We start from the raw sequence: 17,382 nt of genomic DNA, 5'->3' as shown, positions 1-17,382 counted from the left end.
GGCCGGGGCGCGTGGGGTTCGTGAGGCGGTACCGGTCGTGGGGGCGGGGCGCGCAGTTCCCCGCGCCCCTTGAGGGGCGCTTAGGCCGGCCCCGTCAGGCGTGGTGCCCGGGTTGCCGCGTCCACCGGCTTGCCGGATCGTTCGACCTCCGCCGCCAGCGTCGCCGCCCACGTCTCCAGTTCCTGCGCCGCGAGCCCGTACGGGCGGTGGCGGCCGGACGCCTCGCGCCATGCCGTGAGTCCGGTCGCGCCCCGGCGCAGCAGGCGGGCGCCGCCCGTCGCGTTGCCGCGGGCCGCGTGGGTGAGGCCCACCGCCAGCTGGGCCAGCGCCCGCCACAGGCCGCTCTCCTCGTCCGGGCCCGACTTCCACGCGTCCTCGAACACCTCGTGCGCGTGGAACGGGCGGCCCGCGTCCAGCAGCGCCTGCGCCTCCACGATCGTCTCCCCGGGGCTCCGCACCACCCCCTCAGGCTGCCGCTCGACGCCTTCCGCTCCGTAGGGCAGCGGCCGGCCGAGGCCGTCGCGCGGCCGGGCGCTCCTGGCCCGTCCCTCCTCGTCGCGGTCGCGGTCGAAGCCACGGCCGGTGCCACTTCCCCTGCTCACGTCACTCATGCCGCGATTGTCGCGCGCCCCCGCCCCCGCCCCCGCCCCCGCACCGGCTACGGACCACCCCTGAGCTTGGGGTATTGTTCTTTCTGCGCCACCACGCGGGACACCGCGAGAACGGCGCGAACGGGACGTGGCGCAGCTTGGTAGCGCACTTGACTGGGGGTCAAGGGGTCGCAGGTTCAAATCCTGTCGTCCCGACTCGAAAGAGTCGCAGATCAAGGGGCCGTTTCAGAGCAATCTGAAACGGCCCCTTGATCGTTTACGGCCCCTTGACCGGTTCTCGGGGACAAGTCGCCCACCGTGCCTAGTGAGTTGACTCGTGGTCGATGAGCGCCAGGTGCAACGGCGCGTCCTGCGGTACGGCGACGGCGGCTTCCTGAAGAACCGTCACCCGGCGGCAAGGCCGGGCCCCTGGCCGCCGAGAGCGTGTCGTCGCATCAGCCGGGACAGGTCCGTCGCGGTGACGATCCCTGCCAGGCGGCCCGCGTCCACCACGAGGATGGGCATGCCGGTACCTGGGCCGAGCCTGTCGAGGACCTCGTTCAGAAGATCGTTCGGAGCGGCGGCCGCACACTGCGCCGACGGCGTCGCCACCTCGCGTACGCGCAGCCCTTCCCGGTGTGCGCCCGGGATCGCGGCCAGCCGGCGCACCTGCACGATTCCGCTGGGACGGCCTTCGAAGTCGAGCAGCGGCAGGATGGAATGCCGGGAGTTCACCGCCACCTCGTCGATGAAACGCTGGACGGTCAGCCAGTCGGGACCGGCGGTCACCGGGCTGGACATGGCATCGGCCACCCGCACCCCCTGGACGGCCGTGTGGAGAACGGCGCGCTGCCGTTCCGCGCCGGCGACGACCGTGATGAAGCAGCCGACGAGGACGAGCCACAGCCCGCTCGGCGCCCCGCGCAGGAAGGAGATCCATCCGACGGCCGCCAGGAGCACTCCCACGACCTGACCGCTGCGGGCCGAGACCCGGTCCGCACGCTGGCGGTCTCCGGTGCGCCACCACAGCAGCGCCTGCAGGACCCGTCCGCCGTCGAGCGGCGTCGCGGGCAGCAGGTTGAACACGCCCAGGAACAGGTTCGCCCAGCCGAGCCACACCAGGACGGCCGCGGGCACCGTCCAGCCGGTCAGCCTGTACAGCCCGATTCCGGCTCCGAACGCCAGGCCACCGACGGCCACGCTGGTGAGTGGCCCGCTGACCGCCACCGCCAAGGCCGCCGTGGCGGTTCGGGGGCGCCCCATCCTGGTCACCCCGCCCAGGGCCCACAGGGTGACGTCCTGTACCGGGATCTTCTTCCGGCGGGCCGTCGCGGCGTGTGCCGTCTCGTGGAGCAGCAGGCTGCCCATGAGCAGCACGGCCCCGATGACACTGGCGACGGCGTACACGGCAACCGAGCGTCCTGGAGCCAGTGCGGGGAGGGCCTGGCGGCCGAGACCGTAGGCGAGCAGCACCGCCAGCAGCGGAACGCTCCAGTGCATCCGCAGCGGTACCCCGACAACACGTCCGACACGGACGGAGCTGTTCATCGTCGTCTCCTGCCGGCTCGGCAGCCGGTCCATCCGAGCAGGACCCCGCGACCTGCGCGCAGTGAACCGACCGGCACGGCACTCACTCACCATTGTCGCTCTCGGAATCCCCGGCGGTCGGCCGGTGCCCCGGATCAGCGAACAGAGCTTCTTAGGTCTCCGGGGGCGAGGGTGGCGGGGGTCGGGCCGTCGGGGCGGACGGTGAGGCCGAAGGCGGTTTCGGCGGGGGTGGAGCGGAAGGCCGGGACGTGGGCGGGCAGCAGGTGTTCGAGCAGGACGGTCGACTCGCGGAGGGCGAACTGCAGGCCGAGGCAGGCACGGGGGCCGATGCCGAAGGGCAGGTAGGCACCCGGACGGGTGCGGCGGCCGTCCGGGTCGGTGAAACGCCGTGGGTCGAAGTGCTCGGGATTCGGCCACAGTTCGGGTGTGCGGTGTGTCAAGTACGGGCAGACCAGCACGTCCGTCCCCGCTTCCACGGCGTAGCCGGCCAGGACGTCGTCCTGTGTGGCGTGCCGGGGAAGGATCCAGGCGGACGGGTAGAGCCGCAGCGTCTCGCTGATCAGTGCCTGGATGGCGGCCCGCCGCTGCGGCGAGCCTTCGCTGCCGGCGCCGAGCGCTTCCTCACGGGCTGCGGGGTGCCGGTGGAGGAGCAGGTACAGCCAGGTCAGGGTGGTGGCAGTGGTCTCGTGGCCGGCGACCAGCAGGGTGACCAGCTCGTCGCGCAGCAGCCGGTCGGTGTACTCGGGGTGCTCGGCGGAGGCGTCTACCAGAACCTGCAGCAGCCCCGGCCCGTCAGGGCCGACGGCTCCGCTGCGGGCGGCCGTCACGGCCTGCCGGGCGACCGCGTCGATCCTGGCCAGGTCGGCGGCGACGGCGTTCCGGGCGTCGGACGCGTCGGCCGGCAAGGTCGGCAGCGCGGCCACCACGGCCTCGACGGCGGTCAGTTCGTGTGCGGTGGCGGCGTCGAGGGGGTGTCCGGTGAGCGAGCGCCAGATGGTGTCCAGGGCGAAGCGGCGCATCTCCTCACCGACATCGAAGGTCCGCCCCGTACGTGCGTAGCCGGCCCAGCGCTCGGCGGTCGTCCGGGCCGCCTCGGTGATCCGCTGCTCGTAGCGGCGCATACCGGTCCCGGTGAACTGGGACTGCAACAGGCGCCGTTGGCGCTTCCATGCCTCGCCGGTGGCGGCGAGGACGCCGTCGCCGATCAGCAGCCGGGCACGGTGGGAGCGTTTGACGTACCGGTCCGGGCGCAGGGCGAGCACCTGCTGGACGGCCCCGGGGTCGGTGACCAGGACGGTGGGGCGCGGGCCGAGGCGCACCGCGGCGACACCGCCGAGCCGCTCTCGCGCCCGGGTCAGCAGGCTGACCAGTTCGCCTCCCTCGGTGCGCCACCGGTCCACGTACGCGGAGTCCAGTTCGGGGACCGGTCGGCCCGTTCCGGACAGCTGTGGGGCGAGCGGTTCGTCGATGGCGTCGGGGTCCACGGGTCTCCTCCCGTCCGTCTGCCGGATCCGTCCCGCGAGGGAGCGCAGGCAGCACGGACTGTACGGGCTCGGGTACACACGGAGACAGCCCGCCTCCGCGTCCGGTCCCTTCGCGGCTGTCCTCACGGGGCGAGGCCGGTCGGTGGGTGGCGGCACGCGCGTGCGGGTCAGGGCGGCGTTCCTGGGCTCCGGTGCGCACGGAGACAGCCCGCCCCGCGTCCGGTCCCTTCGCGGCTGTCCTCACGGGGCGAGGCCGGTCGGTGGGTGGCGGCACGCGCGCGTGCGGGTCAGGGCGGCGTTCCTGGGCTCCGGTGCGCACGGAGACAGCCCGGCCCTGCGTCCGGTCCCTTCGCGGCTGCCCTCACGGGGCGAGGCCGTCCGGTGGGTGGCGGCACGCGCGCGTGCGGGTCAGGACGGCGTTCCTGGGCTCCGGTGCGCACGGAGACAGCCCGGCCCTGCGTCCGGTCCCTCCGCGGCTGTCCTCACGGGGCGAGGCCGGTCGGTGGGTGGCGGCACGCGCGCGTGCGGGTCAGGACGGCGTTCCTGGGCTCCGGTGCGCACGGAGACAGTCCGGCCCTGCGTCCGGTCCCTTCGCGGTTGCCCTCACGGGGCGAGGCCGGTCGGTGGGTGGCGGCACGCGCGCGTGCGGGTCAGGACGGCGTCCCCGGGTCGGTGTACCGCAGTAGTGCGCCCACGCCCTCCCGCAGCGTCAGCTCGCTCTCCGGTACGACGACCAGTTCGGCGCCGGTGCCGACGAGGGTCCGCATCAGGGCCTCTTCGGCGCGCTCCTCGTGGGGTGCCCGCACGCCGAAGCAGGTCAGCTCCGCCTCGGTCAGGGCGAGCTGGGTGGGCTGCGGGCCCGCCCAGAGCCGCAGGGAGGGCGCGGGCGGGCGGTTGAGGAGCAGCGCCGCGACCTGACCGCGCTGAAGGGCGGCGACGGTGGGGGACAGTCCCTCCGTCGCGGCCAGGTGCAGTGCCCGCCGGCCGATGAAGATGTCCACGAGCTCCCGGTCGTGCGCGGCCATGCGGCCGCCGAGGACACTGTTCAGCTGTGGCTCCAGAAGGGCGCGCCGGGTGTGTGTCGGCGTGGGACCCCCGACGCGTACGACCCTGTCCCGGAGGGTGTGCGGGAGACGGCGGACCAGCACGTTGGTCGCCCATTCGTTCCCGCCGATGACGACGGCGTCGGCATGGGCGCGCCGCGCCCACTCGTGCAGCCGGTGGCCGAGGCGGACCGCGGTGTGGTGCCAGGCCGCCACCGCGATCCTGCGGTGCAGCCGCTCACCGGGGGTGACATTGGATGCCGGCCAGGTCCCGGTCTCCGCGTCCAGCGTCACCCAGCCGTGGGTCTCGGCGGTCGGCAGCCCGCCGTAGTGCACGGTCACGGCCAGGTAGGGGATCTCCGGGGCGTGCTGGGTGACCAGGGGCATCGCATCCGGCAGCGTGCCGTAGCGCGCGGAGTCGTGTGCGGGCGGCCTGGGCAGCTCCCCGTCCAGCACGAGCGCTCCGTGCGCGGCGAAGACGGCCTGCCCGTGGGCCCCCGGTACCTCCGTGTCGGCGCCGACCACCTCCTCCAGTGCCTCGAGCAGCGACCGGTCCGCGCCCTGACGGGTCAGGTTGTCGCGCAGCCGCCGCCAGCGCAGCGCGATCGCCCGTTCCGGATGCTCGATGTCACGCGAGGTGTCCAGGTACACGGAGGCGAACGGGCCGGGCTCCGCGTACAGGGGCTCCAGGAACGACAGCCTCATCGCCACTCCTCTTGGCCGGTCCCCCTACGTTCGATGATGCGCGCTCCGGCTCGGCATTTTCTCGAACAATTATTCGGATTGCCTCAGTTCGGCGCCGTGCGGCCGAGGAAAGTGGCGCGTTCACGCCCATTGTCAGCGTTGCCGGTAAGGGAGTTACATGGTCCCCGCACGTGACGAAAGCGCTTTCTGTCGGTCGGGGGATCCCGGGCGGCAGCCCCTTCGTTGCCGCCGGAGGCCGCATGAGACCGCCCCGCACGAGACGTACCAGCCATCCCCTGTTCACCGGGCGCACCCCGCGCACCCGCCGCACCCGCCTCCCCGCCCTGGCCCTCGCCTCGGTCGCCGTCCTGGCCGCCGCCGCGCTCCCGGCGCAGGCGAGCGGGTCCGACGTCACGCCGACGCGGAGCCCGTTGCGGGCCGGCGCCGTCGCCGCGTACGACTTCGGGCACCCCGACCCCGCCGATCCGGCCACCGAACGGGACATCGGGCGGTCCGGGACCCCGCTCACCCTCATCAACGGCGGCGCCGCCATGCGCGTGGCCGACGAGGCGTATCCGGGCAGCTCACCCGCGCTCCAGGTGCGTCAGCAGAACCCCGCCACGGCGGGCAACGACGACTGGAAGGCGGGGACCTGGGACGCCGGCGGAGTCGACTCCCTCGGCGCCTTCAGCAGCGCGAGAGCCGCCACCGTCATGGGCTGGTTCAAGATGACGGGCGACAACCCGGCCCTCAACTCCAACACCGCCAACCCCACCGACCGCTACGGAGCGATCGGGCTCGCCGGGGTCCTGTCCGGCACCAGCGACGGGCACGCCGTACGCGCGCTGCTCGAACTCATCCAGGTCAACGGCGAGTTGAAGCTCGTCGCGCTCGGCCGCCGCCTCGACGGCGGAGCCTCGCAGACCTTCGCCGCCTCCGCCGACTGGCAGAAACTCCTTCCGCGCGGCGAGTGGGTCCACCTGGCCGCCACCTTCGACTTCCGCGACGGCACGATGGCCCTGTACCGCGACGGCAAGCCCCTCGACGGCTCCTACGTCACCCCCGGCGACCCCTGGGAACTCGCCACCACCCCCGCGCCGCACCGCGCCTCGCCGACCGCCCCCCGAGGCATCAAGATCGGCGGCAGCTTCCCGCAGAACACGCGGGAGAACAACGCGTGCGACTGCCGCATGGACGACCTGCTCTTCCTCGACCGTGCCGTGCCCGCAGGTCAAGTGGCGGCCGAGTACCAGCGCATGACCGAGGGCGACTGACGCCCTTTCCTGACCTTCCCCTCCCTCACCACTTCCCGTAGCCGTTCCTGCCCTCCGAAGGGACCCGCATGGCAGCACGACGCAGGAATCCGAGACTCTGGGCGGCCCTCGCCGTCACCGCCACCCTGGCGATGGGCGCCCTCGCCGCGCCCTCGCACGCCGACGAGCCCGCGCCCGCCGCCGCGACGGCGGGCCTCACCGACCCGATCCCCGACAAGCCGGCCCAGTCCAGGACGGGGCTCGTGCTCACGGAGTACGCCCAGTTCCCGAAGTCGGAGCCCGTCCCCGCGCCGACGGACCCGCGCCTGATGCGCCACGCCAGGATCAACACCATCAACGAACTCCCCGACGGATCGGGCCGGATGGCGACGCCCGATCTCAACGGCACGCTCTATCTCACCGACCCGGGCACCGCCGACAGGTCCACCGGCGGCACCCCGCACCCCTACCTCGACGTCAAGGCCGCCTTCCCGCACTTCTTCTCGGGCCGCGGCCTCGGCCAGGGCTTCGGATACGCCGCGTTCCACCCGGAGTTCGCGAGCAACGGCCGTTTCTACACCATCCATACCGAACTCGCCTCGCAGGTCCCCCAGGCCCCCGACTTCAAGCAGGCCGGCACCACCACTTATCACGGCGTGATCACCGAGTGGACGGCCGACGACCCGAAGGCCGCCGTCTTCCACGGCACCCACCGCGAGGTCCTGCGCATCGGCTTCAGCGGCCAGGTGCACGGCATCCAGCAGATCGACTTCAACCCGACGGCCAAACCGCACGACAAGGACTACGGCCTCCTCTACCTCGCCGTCGGCGACGGAGGCCAGGGCGTCGGAAACGGTGAACCGCAGAACATGGCGCTCCCGCACGGCAAGCTCCTGCGCATCGACCCGGCGGGCCGCGACAGCGCCAACGGCAAGTACGGCATCCCGGCCGACAACCCGTTCGTGTCCGAGCCTGGCGCCCTCGGCGAGATCTACGCCGTCGGCATGCGCGACCCGCACCGCTTCAGCTGGGACACCGGCGGCAGCCACCGCATGTACCTCGGCCACATCGGTGAGCACGCGATCGAGTCGGTCTACGAGGTGAAGGCCGGCGACAACTTCGGCTGGAGCGAACGCGAGGGCCCGTTCCTCTTCGACAAGAAGACCACCGACCCCTGCGCCCGCATCAAGCCGCTGCCCGCCGACGACGACCGATACGGCTACACCTACCCCGTCGCCGCCTACGACCACGATCCCGGCGCCAACTGGGACTGCCGCTCCGACGTGGGCCGCGCGATCGCCGGAGGCTTCGTCTACCGCGGCAAGGACGCGCCCGAACTGCGCGGCACGTACATCTTCGGGGACCTCGTCGACGGGCGGATCCTCGCCGCCGACACCCAGGACATGCGCCGTGGCGCGGGCCTCGCCCCGCTCAAGTCCCTGATGCTGTACGACGGTTCCACCGGCAAGAAGGTCACCATGCGCGACCTCGCCGGTGACCAGCGCGTCGACCTGCGCTTCGGCACCGACCGCGCCGGTGACCTGTACATCGTCTCCAAGGCGAACGGCAAGGTCTGGAAGGTCACCGGCACCCGCACCTTCGCCGACTGCGAGGTGGGCAACACCCCCACCACACACACCACCGGCGCGGACAACTGGGCCCCGGTCACCCCCACCAAGTGGGCATACACCGAACGCGAGACGGTCCTCACCGAGCCGGGCGTCTCGCGCCCCGGCCCGCGCCGCCCCTTCGAGTACGCCGTCCTGACCGCGGGCCCGCGCTACTCGGACGTCACGGTCGAGGCCGAGGTGCGCATCGACACCCCGGTCGACATCACCAACCGGGACGTCATCGTCGTCTGGGACTACAACTCCGACACGCGGTTCCAGTACGCGCACCTGTCCAGCGACAACTCCATCTATCCGCACAACGGGCTTTTCACGGTCAACGACGCGGACCGGCTCCGCTTCGACCACCAGTGGAACGGCACGTTCGGCGCGCCCCCGGCCATCAAGGACACCGCCTGGCACCAGGTCCGCCTCACGCACTGCGCGGACACCGGCGAGACGGCCGTCTACATGGACGGCAGCAAGACGCCGCTCATCACGGGCACGGACCCGGTGTTCTCCTCGGGCCGCGTCGGCTTCGGCTCGTTCGACAACAACGGCCGCATCCGGAACCTCAAGGTGACGGGGACGCCGGCCGGGGACTGACCCGGTAAAGGGAGGAAGCACGCGAGGTGGCCGGTCCGTGGCGCTCACGGACCGGCCACCTCGCGGCGGTCACACGATCGGCTGGGCGGCCTCGCGCTGGTGCGGGATCGTCACCGCGCCCTGCTGGAGCGCGACGGTGCGCGTCGGCGCCGGGATGCGGATGCCCTCCGCCCGGTACCTGGCGTGCAGGCGCTTGATGAACTCGTGCTTGATCCGGTACTGGTCGCTGAACTCGCCGACGCCGAGGATCACCGTGAAGCTGATCCGGGAGTCGCCGAACGTGTGGAAGCGGATGGCCGGTTCATGGTCGGGGAGGGCGCCGGTGATGTCGGTCATGACGCTCCCGACGACCTCGGCCGTGACCCGCTCGACGTGCTCCAGATCGCTGTCATACCCCACACCCACCTGCACGAGGAGCGTCATCTGCTGCTCCGGGCGGCTGAAGTTGGTCATGTTCGTGGAGGCGAGCTTGGCGTTCGGGATGATGACGAGGTTGTTGGAGAGCTGACGGACCACGGTGTTGCGCCAGTTGATGTCGACGACGTAGCCCTCCTCCGCGCTGCTGAGCCGGATGTAGTCGCCGGGCTGCACGGTCTTGGAGGCCAGGATGTGCACGCCCGCGAACAGGTTCGCGAGGGTGTCCTGGAGGGCGAGCGCGACCGCGAGTCCGCCCACGCCGAGGGCGGTCAGGAGCGGGGCGATGGAGATGCCCAGGGTCTGCAGGACCACGAGGAAGCCCACCGCGAGGACCACGACCCGCGTGATGTTCACGAAGATGGTGGCGGAGCCCGCGACCGCGGACCGGGACTGCGCCACCGACCGGACGAGCCCCGACACCACCCGGGCCGCCGTGAAGGACGCCACGAGGATCAGCAGCGCCGTCAGCGACACGGTGACGTTGTGCCGGGTCCGGGTGGTGAGCGGCAGCGCGGAAGCGGCCACGGCCACGCCGGCGGCGACCGCCGCCCACGGCACCAGCGAGCGCAGCGCGTCCACGATGACGTCGTCGCCGCCCCAGCGCGTCCGGTCGGCGCGCACCGCGAGCCAGCGCAGCATCATGCGCAGGAGCACCGCCGCCGCGAGCCCCGCGGCGACCGCGATCCCGGCCACGACCAGATCGTCCGGCGTCACACCCCGGTTCACCGGCGCCCTCCCGCGTAGCGACCGAGGCCGTCGGATACCGCCGGGAGCGGCCATATGTGATGAGTCGTCACTTACCAACCTGCTTGTCCGTGTGTGGAGCCGCCGCGCCGGTACCGACGCGGCCGGGTCATCCTGCCGCACGTGCCCATCACACGAACGAGGGGGATGGCCACATCTCACTCACACGGCCGCCACAACGACTCAGTTGACGCCGGGCCCGTCCTCGCGGCGCAGCGCGGCGTACCGCGCGTACGCCTCCAGGCTGTCCGTCACGAACGGGTACTGGCGCATCGCGTTGGTCAGGCCGGTCTCGGTGAGCCAGTCGTGCCAGGAGACCTCGGAGGGCAGCGGCGCGACCGGCCCGTCCACGGTGGCCTCGTGCACCGCCAGCCAGTACGGGCCGATCTCGCCCTGGCACAGGTACTTGAAGACGAAGCGGACCGGGGCTCTGACGCCGAGCTCCTCCGCGAGCTCGCGGGCCGCCGCGGCCTCGTACGACTCGCCCGCCCCCACCGCCCCGCCGATCAGCCAGTTGTACCGCCCGGGAAACCGGGAAGCGTGCGACGGCCTGCGATGCACCAGGATCCGCCCCGCCGGGTCGCGGCACACCACCGTCGCCACCCGGTGCAGCCGGCCGTCACGAACGGCCGTGCTCCGGTCCACCGTGCCGAGGACGCGGTCCTGTTCGTCCACGTGGTCCACCAGTTCACTCATGCGGGACACCATGGCAGACCCGGCCGCCGCCGTCGCACGGGTTGCGTCATCCCGCGCCCGCGGCACGGTGACCGACCGGCCGGCCGCTTCGGGGCGGATCACCACAGATGGCCCATTGACGTCGTTTCGGCCCAGCGGTGAGGGTGGAGGCATGACTCGACTCTCCGAGCATCTGCGCCAGGCCACCCCCGTCGTCGCCGAACGCGGGGAAGGCGTCCATCTCTACGGCACCGACGGCCGCCGCTATCTGGACTTCACCGCCGGGATCGGCGTCACCAGCACCGGCCACTGCCATCCCCGCGTGGTCGCCGCCGCCCAGGAGCAGGTCGCGACCCTCATCCACGGCCAGTACACGACCGTCCTGCACCGCCCCCTCCAACGCCTCGTCGAGAAACTGGGGCAGGTGCTGCCCGAAGGGCTCGACAGCCTCTTCTTCGCCAACTGCGGCAGCGAGGCCGTCGAAGCGGCCATGCGGCTCGCCCGGCAGGCCACGGGCCGGCCCAACATCGTCGTCGCGCACGGCGGCTTCCACGGCCGCACCGTCGCCGCCGCCTCCCTCACCACGTCCGGCACCAAGATCCGCACCGGTTTCGGCCCCCTGATGGCGGGCGTCGCCATCACCCCGTTCCCGAACGCCTACCACTACGGCTGGGACGAGGAGACGGCGACGAGGTTCGCGCTGCGCGAGTTCGACCACCTCCTCCAGACCGTCTCCGACCCCGACGACACCGCGGCCGTCCTGGTCGAACCCGTCCTCGGAGAAGGCGGCTACGTCCCCGCCAACTCCGCCTTCCTGCAAGGCCTCAGGGAGCGCGCCGACCGTCACGGCATCCTGCTCGTCCTCGACGAGGTACAGACCGGCGTCGGCCGCACCGGCCGCTTCTGGGGCCACGACCACTTCGGCGTACGCCCCGACATCCTCATCACCGCGAAGGGTCTCGCGAGCGGCTTCCCGCTCTCCGGGATCGCCGCCCCGGAGGCGCTGATGCACAAGGCGCGGCCCGGCTCGCAGGGCGGCACCTACGGTGGCAACGCCGTCGCGTGCGCCGCCGCCGTCGCCACCCTGGAGGTCGTCGAGGAGGAAGGGCTCGTCGCCAACGCGGCCGCCATGGGCGCCCGGCTGCGTTCAGGCCTCGACGACGTCGCCGCGAAGACCGAGGCCATCGGCGACGTACGGGGACTCGGCCTGATGCTCGCCAGCGAGTTCACCACCCCCGAAGGCGAACCCGACGCGGCCACCGCCCTACGCGCCCAGCAGGCCGCCGCCGACGAGGGGCTGCTGCTCCTGCTCTGCGGACCCTGGGGCAACGTCGTCCGCATGATCCCCGCGCTCGTCGTCGACGAGGGACAGATCGACGACGGCCTGCGCGCCTGGGCCGCCGCCGTGGAGACCGCCACCACGACCCGCTGACCACCGACGGACGGATCCCGCATGACAACGACCCACCCCACCCCCCGAGTCGTCGAGGACGTGGCCAAGCAGCTCCTCATCGGCGGCCGCCGCCAGGACGCGACCGGGGGCCGCACCTTCACCGTCGACGACCCGGCCACCGGCCGGAGCCTCTGCCAGGTCGCCGACGCCGGACCCGACGACGGCCGGAGCGCCGCCGAAGCGGCCGCCGCCGCACAGGAGTCCTGGGCCGCCACCGCGCCCCGCGCCCGCAGCGAGATCCTGCGCCGCGCCTACGAGATCATCATCGCCCGCACCGACGAACTCGCCCTCCTCATGACCCTGGAGATGGGCAAGCCCCTCGCGGAGGCGCGCGGCGAGGTCGCGTACGCCGCCGAGTTCTTCCGCTGGTTCTCCGAGGAGGCCGTGCGGATCGAGGGCGGGTTCGCGCCCTCGCCCGACGGGCGCGCCCGCCATCTGGTCATGCGCAGGCCCGTCGGACCCTGTCTGCTGATCACGCCGTGGAACTTCCCGCTCGCCATGGGCACCCGCAAGATCGGCCCCGCCGTCGCCGCGGGCTGCACCATGGTCCTCAAACCCGCGCCCCAGACACCCCTGTGCACGTTGGCCCTGGCCGGGATCCTCACCGAGGCGGGCCTGCCCGACGGCGTCCTGAACGTCGTCACCACCACGGACGCGGCGGCTCTGGTGGAACCGCTGCTGCGCGGCGGGCTCATCCGCAAACTGTCCTTCACCGGCTCCACCCAGGTCGGCCGGATCCTCCTCGCCCAGTGCGCCGACACCGTCGTCCGCACCTCGATGGAGCTCGGCGGGAACGCGCCCCTCATCGTCTTCGGGGACGCGGACCTCGACACGGCCGTCGAGGGCGCCATGGTGGCGAAGATGCGCAACATGGGCGAGGCGTGCACGGCCGCCAACCGCATCTTCGTGCACAGTTCCGTCGCCGACGAGTTCGCCACCCGCCTCGCCGCCCGCATGAGCGCCCTCACCGTCGGCCCCGGCACCGAGCCGGGTACGGACGTCGGCCCGCTCATCGACGCGGCCGGACGGGACAAGGTCGACCGGCTCGTGCGGGACGCCGTCGAACGCGGCGCGAAGGTCCTCACCGGAGGCGAACTCCCCGACGGGGAAGGCTACTTCTACCCGCCGACCGTCCTCGTCAGGGTGCCGCGCGACGCCGGCCTCACCGGCACGGAGATCTTCGGGCCCGTCGCGGCGCTCTTCACCTTCGACGAGGAGGACGAGGTGGTGCGCGCCGCCAACGACACCGAATGGGGCCTCGTCAGCTACCTCTTCACCCGCGACCTCGACCGGGCGCTGCGCGTCGGGGAACGCCTGGAGACCGGCATGGTCGGCCTCAACACCGGACTCGTGTCCAACCCGGCCGCCCCCTTCGGCGGCGTCAAGCAGTCCGGGATCGGACGGGAGGGCGGCCGGGTCGGCATCGACGAGTTCCTGGAGTACAAGTACCTGGCGATCCCGGCGCCCGGGCGGTGACGAGCGGCCGCCCTCAGAGGCGTTCAAGCGCGCGGAACGCCATGAGGTCGGCCAGCAACCCCCGTGCCGGGGGCGCCAGTTCACGCACGGCCAGCGGCCGCCCCGAGTTCAGGAACCGCAGCACGGCGGCCAGGTCAGCGGCCGGCAGTTCCGTGGCCGCGACATGGCCGCACGCCGAGAACAGACGGCGCCCGGCGGCCTCGGTCCACAGCACGCGCTCCGTGGCGCGCACGACGTCGTCGTCACCGAACCGGCCACGCGGCGCGGGCGGCGGCACGGGCCGGAACCCCCCGGCCGTCCACTGCCGCAGGGACTGCCGGGCGACGCGCTCCGCCAAGGGACCGTGCGCGCCGGCCGTCCGGAAGTGCGCGAGGGCCCGCGCCAGCGGAGGCGGCAGCGCCTCGCCCGGAACGGCACGGGTCTCCGCATCGGGCACGAGCAGGCTCTCCTCGCCCGGCGGGCAGGGCCCCGCGGGATCCGGGTCCGGCGCGAGCAGCGTCTCGGGCGTCACGTCGTGCAGCAGGTCGTACAGCTCGGCGTCCGCCCGCCGCCCCTCGCGTACGACGCTCACGCGCACGCCCGTCGACGCCCATCCGGCGTAGGGCTCGGCGACGGGGGAGTGGTGCGACGGCCAGTACAACAGGTCGCCGGGTCCCGCCTCGACCGTGAAGGACGTGTCCTGCCCGGCGGCGCCGAACCGCATCCGCTGCCGCCCGGACAGGGTGAACAGGAACGTCGCGAGGCGCTGCCCGGGCAGGGCCTCGGTGAGCGGCTGCTCATACGTGCCGTGGACCAGCGTGGTGAAGGCGCTCGGCGTGGGCTGCCCGACCCGTGCCCACAGGGCGGCGTAGAAGTCGCGTTCGCGTGCCCACAGGGGATGGTGGAACGCGTGAAAGGCCCGCAGGGACAGGGAGTACGGCTCACCGGACAGCTGCCGTACGAGCCGCTGGTGGTAGCCGGCGAACGAGCCGTCGCGCGGCTGCGGCAGGAAGTCGGCGGGCTCGGCCTGGGGTTCACCGCCGACGGCGAACTCCGCGTAGGACGGTACGGCGAACGGGCCGCCGCGGTGGGCCGCGGCCACGGCCGTCTCGAACACCTCGTGCGCGTCGAAGGGGGCGGGCGCGACCGCCTTGAAGAGCACGGGCCGCCGGTCCCAGTACCGGTCGGCGAAGACCTGCCAGTCGAGTCCGGGGAGTTGGTCGAGCCGGTCGAGCCGGTTGGAGTGGTCGAGTTCGTCGAGGGGGTTCGGCGGGGTGGCCTCGGGTGCGCTCGGCGCGGGGGCCGGTATCTCGGGCTCGGGTGTCTCGGGCTCGGGCTCGGGGGCGCGGGGGTTCTCCCTCATTCGGCCCCGTCTCCGTTCACCGGCTCTACGGCGCGTATGCGGTGGAGGTGGGACAGGAGCGGGAGCAGCACGTCGTCGCGCATGCCTGTGCTGCGGCCCAGGTCGCGCACGGTGAAGGGCGCGCCGGATCGCAGCCGGGCCCTGACGCGTTCGGCAGCCGGCCCATCGACGCCGAGCGTGTGCCCGTTCGCGGCCCACACCGCGCGGCCACGGCCGTCGGGAAGCCGGAAGATCTCGGCGGAGGCCCGGAGCCGCGTGCCGGGGGCCGGCGGTACGGCCGGGCGGGGCGGCGGCACGGGTTCGAGCCCCGCGGCCGACCGGCGGGCCACCCACGCTGTGCGTAGTTCCCGGGCCAGTTCAGGGCCGGCGGCCGTGCGGGCGAACAGGCGCGCGGTGTCGGCGACCGGTTCCGCCGCGCCGATTTGGCCGTCCGGCCCGGCCGGGGGAGGGAACGGCAGGGTGCCGGGGGTACCCGCGTAGGCGGGGTCCTGCTGCATCCGGTCCGCGATCAGTTCCCGTACGTGGGTGAGGGCGGCGGGGCGGCGGGCGGGGACGGTGATCCGCAGGGTGGTGCAGCGGTCGGCATAGTGGTCGAGGTGGCGGCAGCCGGCGGGCCAGTACAGCAAATCGCCTGATCCGGCGGCCAGTTGGAACTCGGTGCCCGTGTGTTCGGGCCAGAGTCTGACCGTCATCGTGCCGTCGAGGACCCAGGTGAGAACGAACGAGCCGGGGCGTGGAGCGGGGGCGTCGGGGCCGGTGCAGTGTTCTCCGACGGCGAGCTCGGCCGTCACCGGCAGGGCGGGCCGGCCCACCGCCTGCCACAGTCCCGAGACGAGGTCACGTACCCGCGCCCAGAGTGCGAAGTCGCGCCACAGGGGCTGATGGACACTCAACAGCCAGCTATGGCCGTCGAGTTGATGGTTCAAGCGGCCCCGGTAGGCGTCGAGTGTCGGGTCGTCCGGGCCCGGAAGCAGAGTGCCGGGGGTGCGTAATCGGCCCTGTGGGGTGGCGAAGCGGACGGAGGGGGTGGTGTCGCCGGGCGGCGCGCACGCGGCGGCGACGGCCCGGTACACCTGCTCCGGCCGCAGGCCCGGGGGGAACGGAACCGCCGCCGGCTCCCTGCCCCAGTGTGCTTCGGTGAACCGCTTCCACCGGGCGGAGAGGTCGGGCTCAGTCGCATCCATGGCGTCGAGAATCTGTCAGAGCGAGATCGAGGCAGTCAACGGTTGACCCGTAATCGGCAGACATATGGCGCGGAAGCGGTGTTGTGTCCCCCGTGGCCCGTCCTGGCCCGCCCCGGCTCGTCCGGCAGTGCAATTCGGGGAAATCCGCGGGAAATCCGCATGGCTGACAGGTGGTCGAAAGGTGAGGGGAGTGTGGAGCCTGGAGTGTTCGCGTGGCGGGAATGCCGGATTCCCGTGTATTCGCCATGTAGTTTCCGGCGGTAACCCTTTACGTCCTTGACCTGTGCAGATCATAGGCATGGGATCGTATGTGCGAGCCCGCTGCGGAGGTACGGCGGCCGAATCGGAAGGTGATCTGCATGCCCCTCGCGCTGTTCAGGAGGAGGCGGTCCGGACGTGACCCGCGTGGGGCGGGCCTGGTGCACCCCGTTCCGCACGGTGCCGGCGCCTTTCACTGCGAGGTGGCCGACCCGATGGGGCAGCCGATGTCGGGTGCCGAGGTCACCGTGACGGCGAGCGGCAGCGGCCGCGTCGCCGCGAAGCTGACGAGTGACCCGTACGGACTCGTCTTCCTCACGCTCCCGCCCGGCCGGTACGGCGTTCTGATCGCGGCCGACGGCCTCCAGCCCCACCAGCAGACCGTCGACGTCGTCGCCGGTGAGACGCTTCCGCTGACCTCCGTGCAGCTGCACGTCGGGCGGCCCCCGGAGCTGCCGCAGCCCGGCACCTGGCTCTTCGACCCGCCGCACACCGCGATCCGGTTCATCGCCAAGCACGTCGGCATGGCCCATGTCCACGGCCGGTTCACCCGCTTCGAGGGCGGCATCCAGGTCGCGCAGGACATGGCGGACTCGCGCGTCGAGGTGCGGATCGACGCGTCGAGCATCACGACGGGCAACAACACCCGGGACAACCACCTGCGTTCGGCGGACTTCCTCGATGTCGAGCGGTACCCGTACATCGAGTTCTCCTCCGACCGCTTCATCTACCGCGGCGGTACCAAGTGGACGCTCCAGGGCGCCCTCACGATGCACGGTGTCAGCCGCACCGTGGACCTGGACACCGGCTATCTCGGCATGGTCAACGGCGGTTACGCGGAGGAGCTGCGCTGCGCGGCCCTCGCCACGGCCGAACTCCACCGCGAGGACTACACGTTGGACTGGCGCAGCATGCTGGCCCGAGGTATCGCGGTGGTCGGCCCCACGGTGAAGCTGGAGCTCGACATCCAGGCGATGTACCGCAGCCACGACACCCCCACGCCGCCGGAGTAGCAGCC

At 72.5% G+C, this 17,382-nt stretch carries 13 protein-coding genes and 1 tRNA gene; 6 read left to right on the top strand and 8 right to left on the bottom strand.

All coding sequences use genetic code 11. The features are described from left to right. Positions 1–80 precede the first annotated feature (80 nt). Complete coding sequence (locus EOT10_RS20710) at positions 81–611, bottom strand: DUF309 domain-containing protein (protein ID WP_127829743.1); 531 nt, start codon at positions 609–611, stop codon at positions 81–83. Positions 612–732: 121 nt separating this feature from the next. Here EOT10_RS20710 and EOT10_RS20705 point away from each other — a divergent pair. Beyond that, positions 733–806: transfer RNA gene (locus EOT10_RS20705), tRNA-Pro, on the top strand. 189 nt (positions 807–995) lie between these two features. Here EOT10_RS20705 and EOT10_RS20700 read toward each other — a convergent pair. The 3 genes from EOT10_RS20700 to EOT10_RS20690 all read right to left on the bottom strand — a co-directional run bounded on the left by EOT10_RS20700 (position 996) and on the right by EOT10_RS20690 (position 5,370). Next, positions 996–2,138 (bottom strand): site-2 protease family protein, encoded by a 1,143-nt coding sequence (locus EOT10_RS20700; RefSeq protein WP_127829742.1) that lies wholly within the window; start codon positions 2,136–2,138, stop codon positions 996–998. 134 nt (positions 2,139–2,272) lie between these two features. Continuing rightward, positions 2,273–3,622 (bottom strand): cytochrome P450, encoded by a 1,350-nt coding sequence (locus tag EOT10_RS20695; protein WP_223281113.1) that lies wholly within the window; start codon positions 3,620–3,622, stop codon positions 2,273–2,275. 650 nt (positions 3,623–4,272) lie between these two features. Next, positions 4,273–5,370: a baeRF2 domain-containing protein gene (locus EOT10_RS20690; RefSeq protein ID WP_127829741.1), complete on the bottom strand. Its 1,098-nt coding sequence runs from the start codon at positions 5,368–5,370 to the stop codon at positions 4,273–4,275. Between the two features lie 239 nt (positions 5,371–5,609). Here EOT10_RS20690 and EOT10_RS20685 point away from each other — a divergent pair, with 239 nt between their 5' ends. Together EOT10_RS20685 and EOT10_RS20680 are read left to right on the top strand one after the other, a co-directional pair. Next, complete coding sequence (locus EOT10_RS20685; RefSeq protein ID WP_127829740.1) at positions 5,610–6,623, top strand: LamG-like jellyroll fold domain-containing protein; 1,014 nt, start codon at positions 5,610–5,612, stop codon at positions 6,621–6,623. 68 nt (positions 6,624–6,691) lie between these two features. Then, positions 6,692–8,815 carry a PQQ-dependent sugar dehydrogenase gene (locus EOT10_RS20680; RefSeq protein WP_127829739.1) on the top strand — a complete coding sequence of 708 codons (2,124 nt, stop codon included), beginning with the start codon at positions 6,692–6,694 and terminating at the stop codon, positions 8,813–8,815. Positions 8,816–8,884: 69 nt separating this feature from the next. On the opposite strand, the gene EOT10_RS20675 is transcribed toward EOT10_RS20680, so the two are convergent. After that, positions 8,885–9,958: a mechanosensitive ion channel family protein gene (locus EOT10_RS20675; RefSeq protein WP_127829738.1), complete on the bottom strand. Its 1,074-nt coding sequence runs from the start codon at positions 9,956–9,958 to the stop codon at positions 8,885–8,887. Positions 9,959–10,159: 201 nt separating this feature from the next. Beyond that, entirely contained in the window at positions 10,160–10,672 is a 513-nt protein-coding gene (locus EOT10_RS20670) for an NUDIX hydrolase (RefSeq protein WP_127829737.1), read from the bottom strand. Between the two features lie 151 nt (positions 10,673–10,823). Here EOT10_RS20670 and EOT10_RS20665 point away from each other — a divergent pair, with 151 nt between their 5' ends. Together EOT10_RS20665 and EOT10_RS20660 are read left to right on the top strand one after the other, a co-directional pair. After that, on the top strand, positions 10,824–12,083 hold the full coding sequence (locus EOT10_RS20665) for an aspartate aminotransferase family protein (RefSeq protein ID WP_127829736.1): 1,260 nt from the start codon (positions 10,824–10,826) through the stop codon (positions 12,081–12,083). 21 nt (positions 12,084–12,104) lie between these two features. Continuing rightward, positions 12,105–13,580: an NAD-dependent succinate-semialdehyde dehydrogenase gene (locus EOT10_RS20660; protein WP_127829735.1), complete on the top strand. Its 1,476-nt coding sequence runs from the start codon at positions 12,105–12,107 to the stop codon at positions 13,578–13,580. 13 nt (positions 13,581–13,593) lie between these two features. Here the strand turns inward: EOT10_RS20660 and EOT10_RS20655 are convergent, their stop codons facing one another. After that, entirely contained in the window at positions 13,594–14,922 is a 1,329-nt protein-coding gene (locus EOT10_RS20655) for a cupin domain-containing protein (RefSeq protein WP_127829734.1), read from the bottom strand. After that, the gene (locus tag EOT10_RS20650; protein WP_127829733.1) at positions 14,919–16,106 is read right to left on the bottom strand and encodes a hypothetical protein; all 1,188 of its coding nucleotides are present in this window, start codon (positions 16,104–16,106) and stop codon (positions 14,919–14,921) included. Before EOT10_RS20650 ends, EOT10_RS20655 begins: the two co-directional genes overlap by 4 nt. Before the next feature lie 359 nt (positions 16,107–16,465). On the opposite strand from EOT10_RS20650, the gene EOT10_RS20645 reads away from it, so the two are divergent. After that, positions 16,466–17,377, top strand: coding sequence for a YceI family protein (locus EOT10_RS20645; protein WP_127829732.1), 912 nt, complete (start codon positions 16,466–16,468; stop codon positions 17,375–17,377). Positions 17,378–17,382 lie beyond the last annotated feature (5 nt).

It is taken from the genome of Streptomyces antnestii (genome assembly GCF_004005495.1).
In the GTDB taxonomy this organism is placed as follows: domain Bacteria; phylum Actinomycetota; class Actinomycetes; order Streptomycetales; family Streptomycetaceae; genus Streptomyces; species Streptomyces antnestii.
The sequence above is the reverse complement of the archived record's forward strand: the minus strand, read 5'-3'. Positions and strand labels throughout refer to the sequence as shown.

Coding starts and splice junctions, on each gene's coding strand:
- EOT10_RS20710 (WP_127829743.1), bottom strand. CDS start 611: ATGAGTGACGTGAGCAGGGGAAGTGGCACCGGCCGTGGCTTCGACCGC.
- EOT10_RS20700 (WP_127829742.1), bottom strand. CDS start 2,138: ATGAACAGCTCCGTCCGTGTCGGACGTGTTGTCGGGGTACCGCTGCGG.
- EOT10_RS20690 (WP_127829741.1), bottom strand. CDS start 5,370: ATGAGGCTGTCGTTCCTGGAGCCCCTGTACGCGGAGCCCGGCCCGTTC.
- EOT10_RS20685 (WP_127829740.1), top strand. CDS start 5,610: ATGAGACCGCCCCGCACGAGACGTACCAGCCATCCCCTGTTCACCGGG.
- EOT10_RS20680 (WP_127829739.1), top strand. CDS start 6,692: ATGGCAGCACGACGCAGGAATCCGAGACTCTGGGCGGCCCTCGCCGTC.
- EOT10_RS20670 (WP_127829737.1), bottom strand. CDS start 10,672: ATGAGTGAACTGGTGGACCACGTGGACGAACAGGACCGCGTCCTCGGC.
- EOT10_RS20665 (WP_127829736.1), top strand. CDS start 10,824: ATGACTCGACTCTCCGAGCATCTGCGCCAGGCCACCCCCGTCGTCGCC.
- EOT10_RS20660 (WP_127829735.1), top strand. CDS start 12,105: ATGACAACGACCCACCCCACCCCCCGAGTCGTCGAGGACGTGGCCAAG.
- EOT10_RS20655 (WP_127829734.1), bottom strand. CDS start 14,922: ATGAGGGAGAACCCCCGCGCCCCCGAGCCCGAGCCCGAGACACCCGAG.
- EOT10_RS20650 (WP_127829733.1), bottom strand. CDS start 16,106: ATGGATGCGACTGAGCCCGACCTCTCCGCCCGGTGGAAGCGGTTCACC.
- EOT10_RS20645 (WP_127829732.1), top strand. CDS start 16,466: ATGCCCCTCGCGCTGTTCAGGAGGAGGCGGTCCGGACGTGACCCGCGT.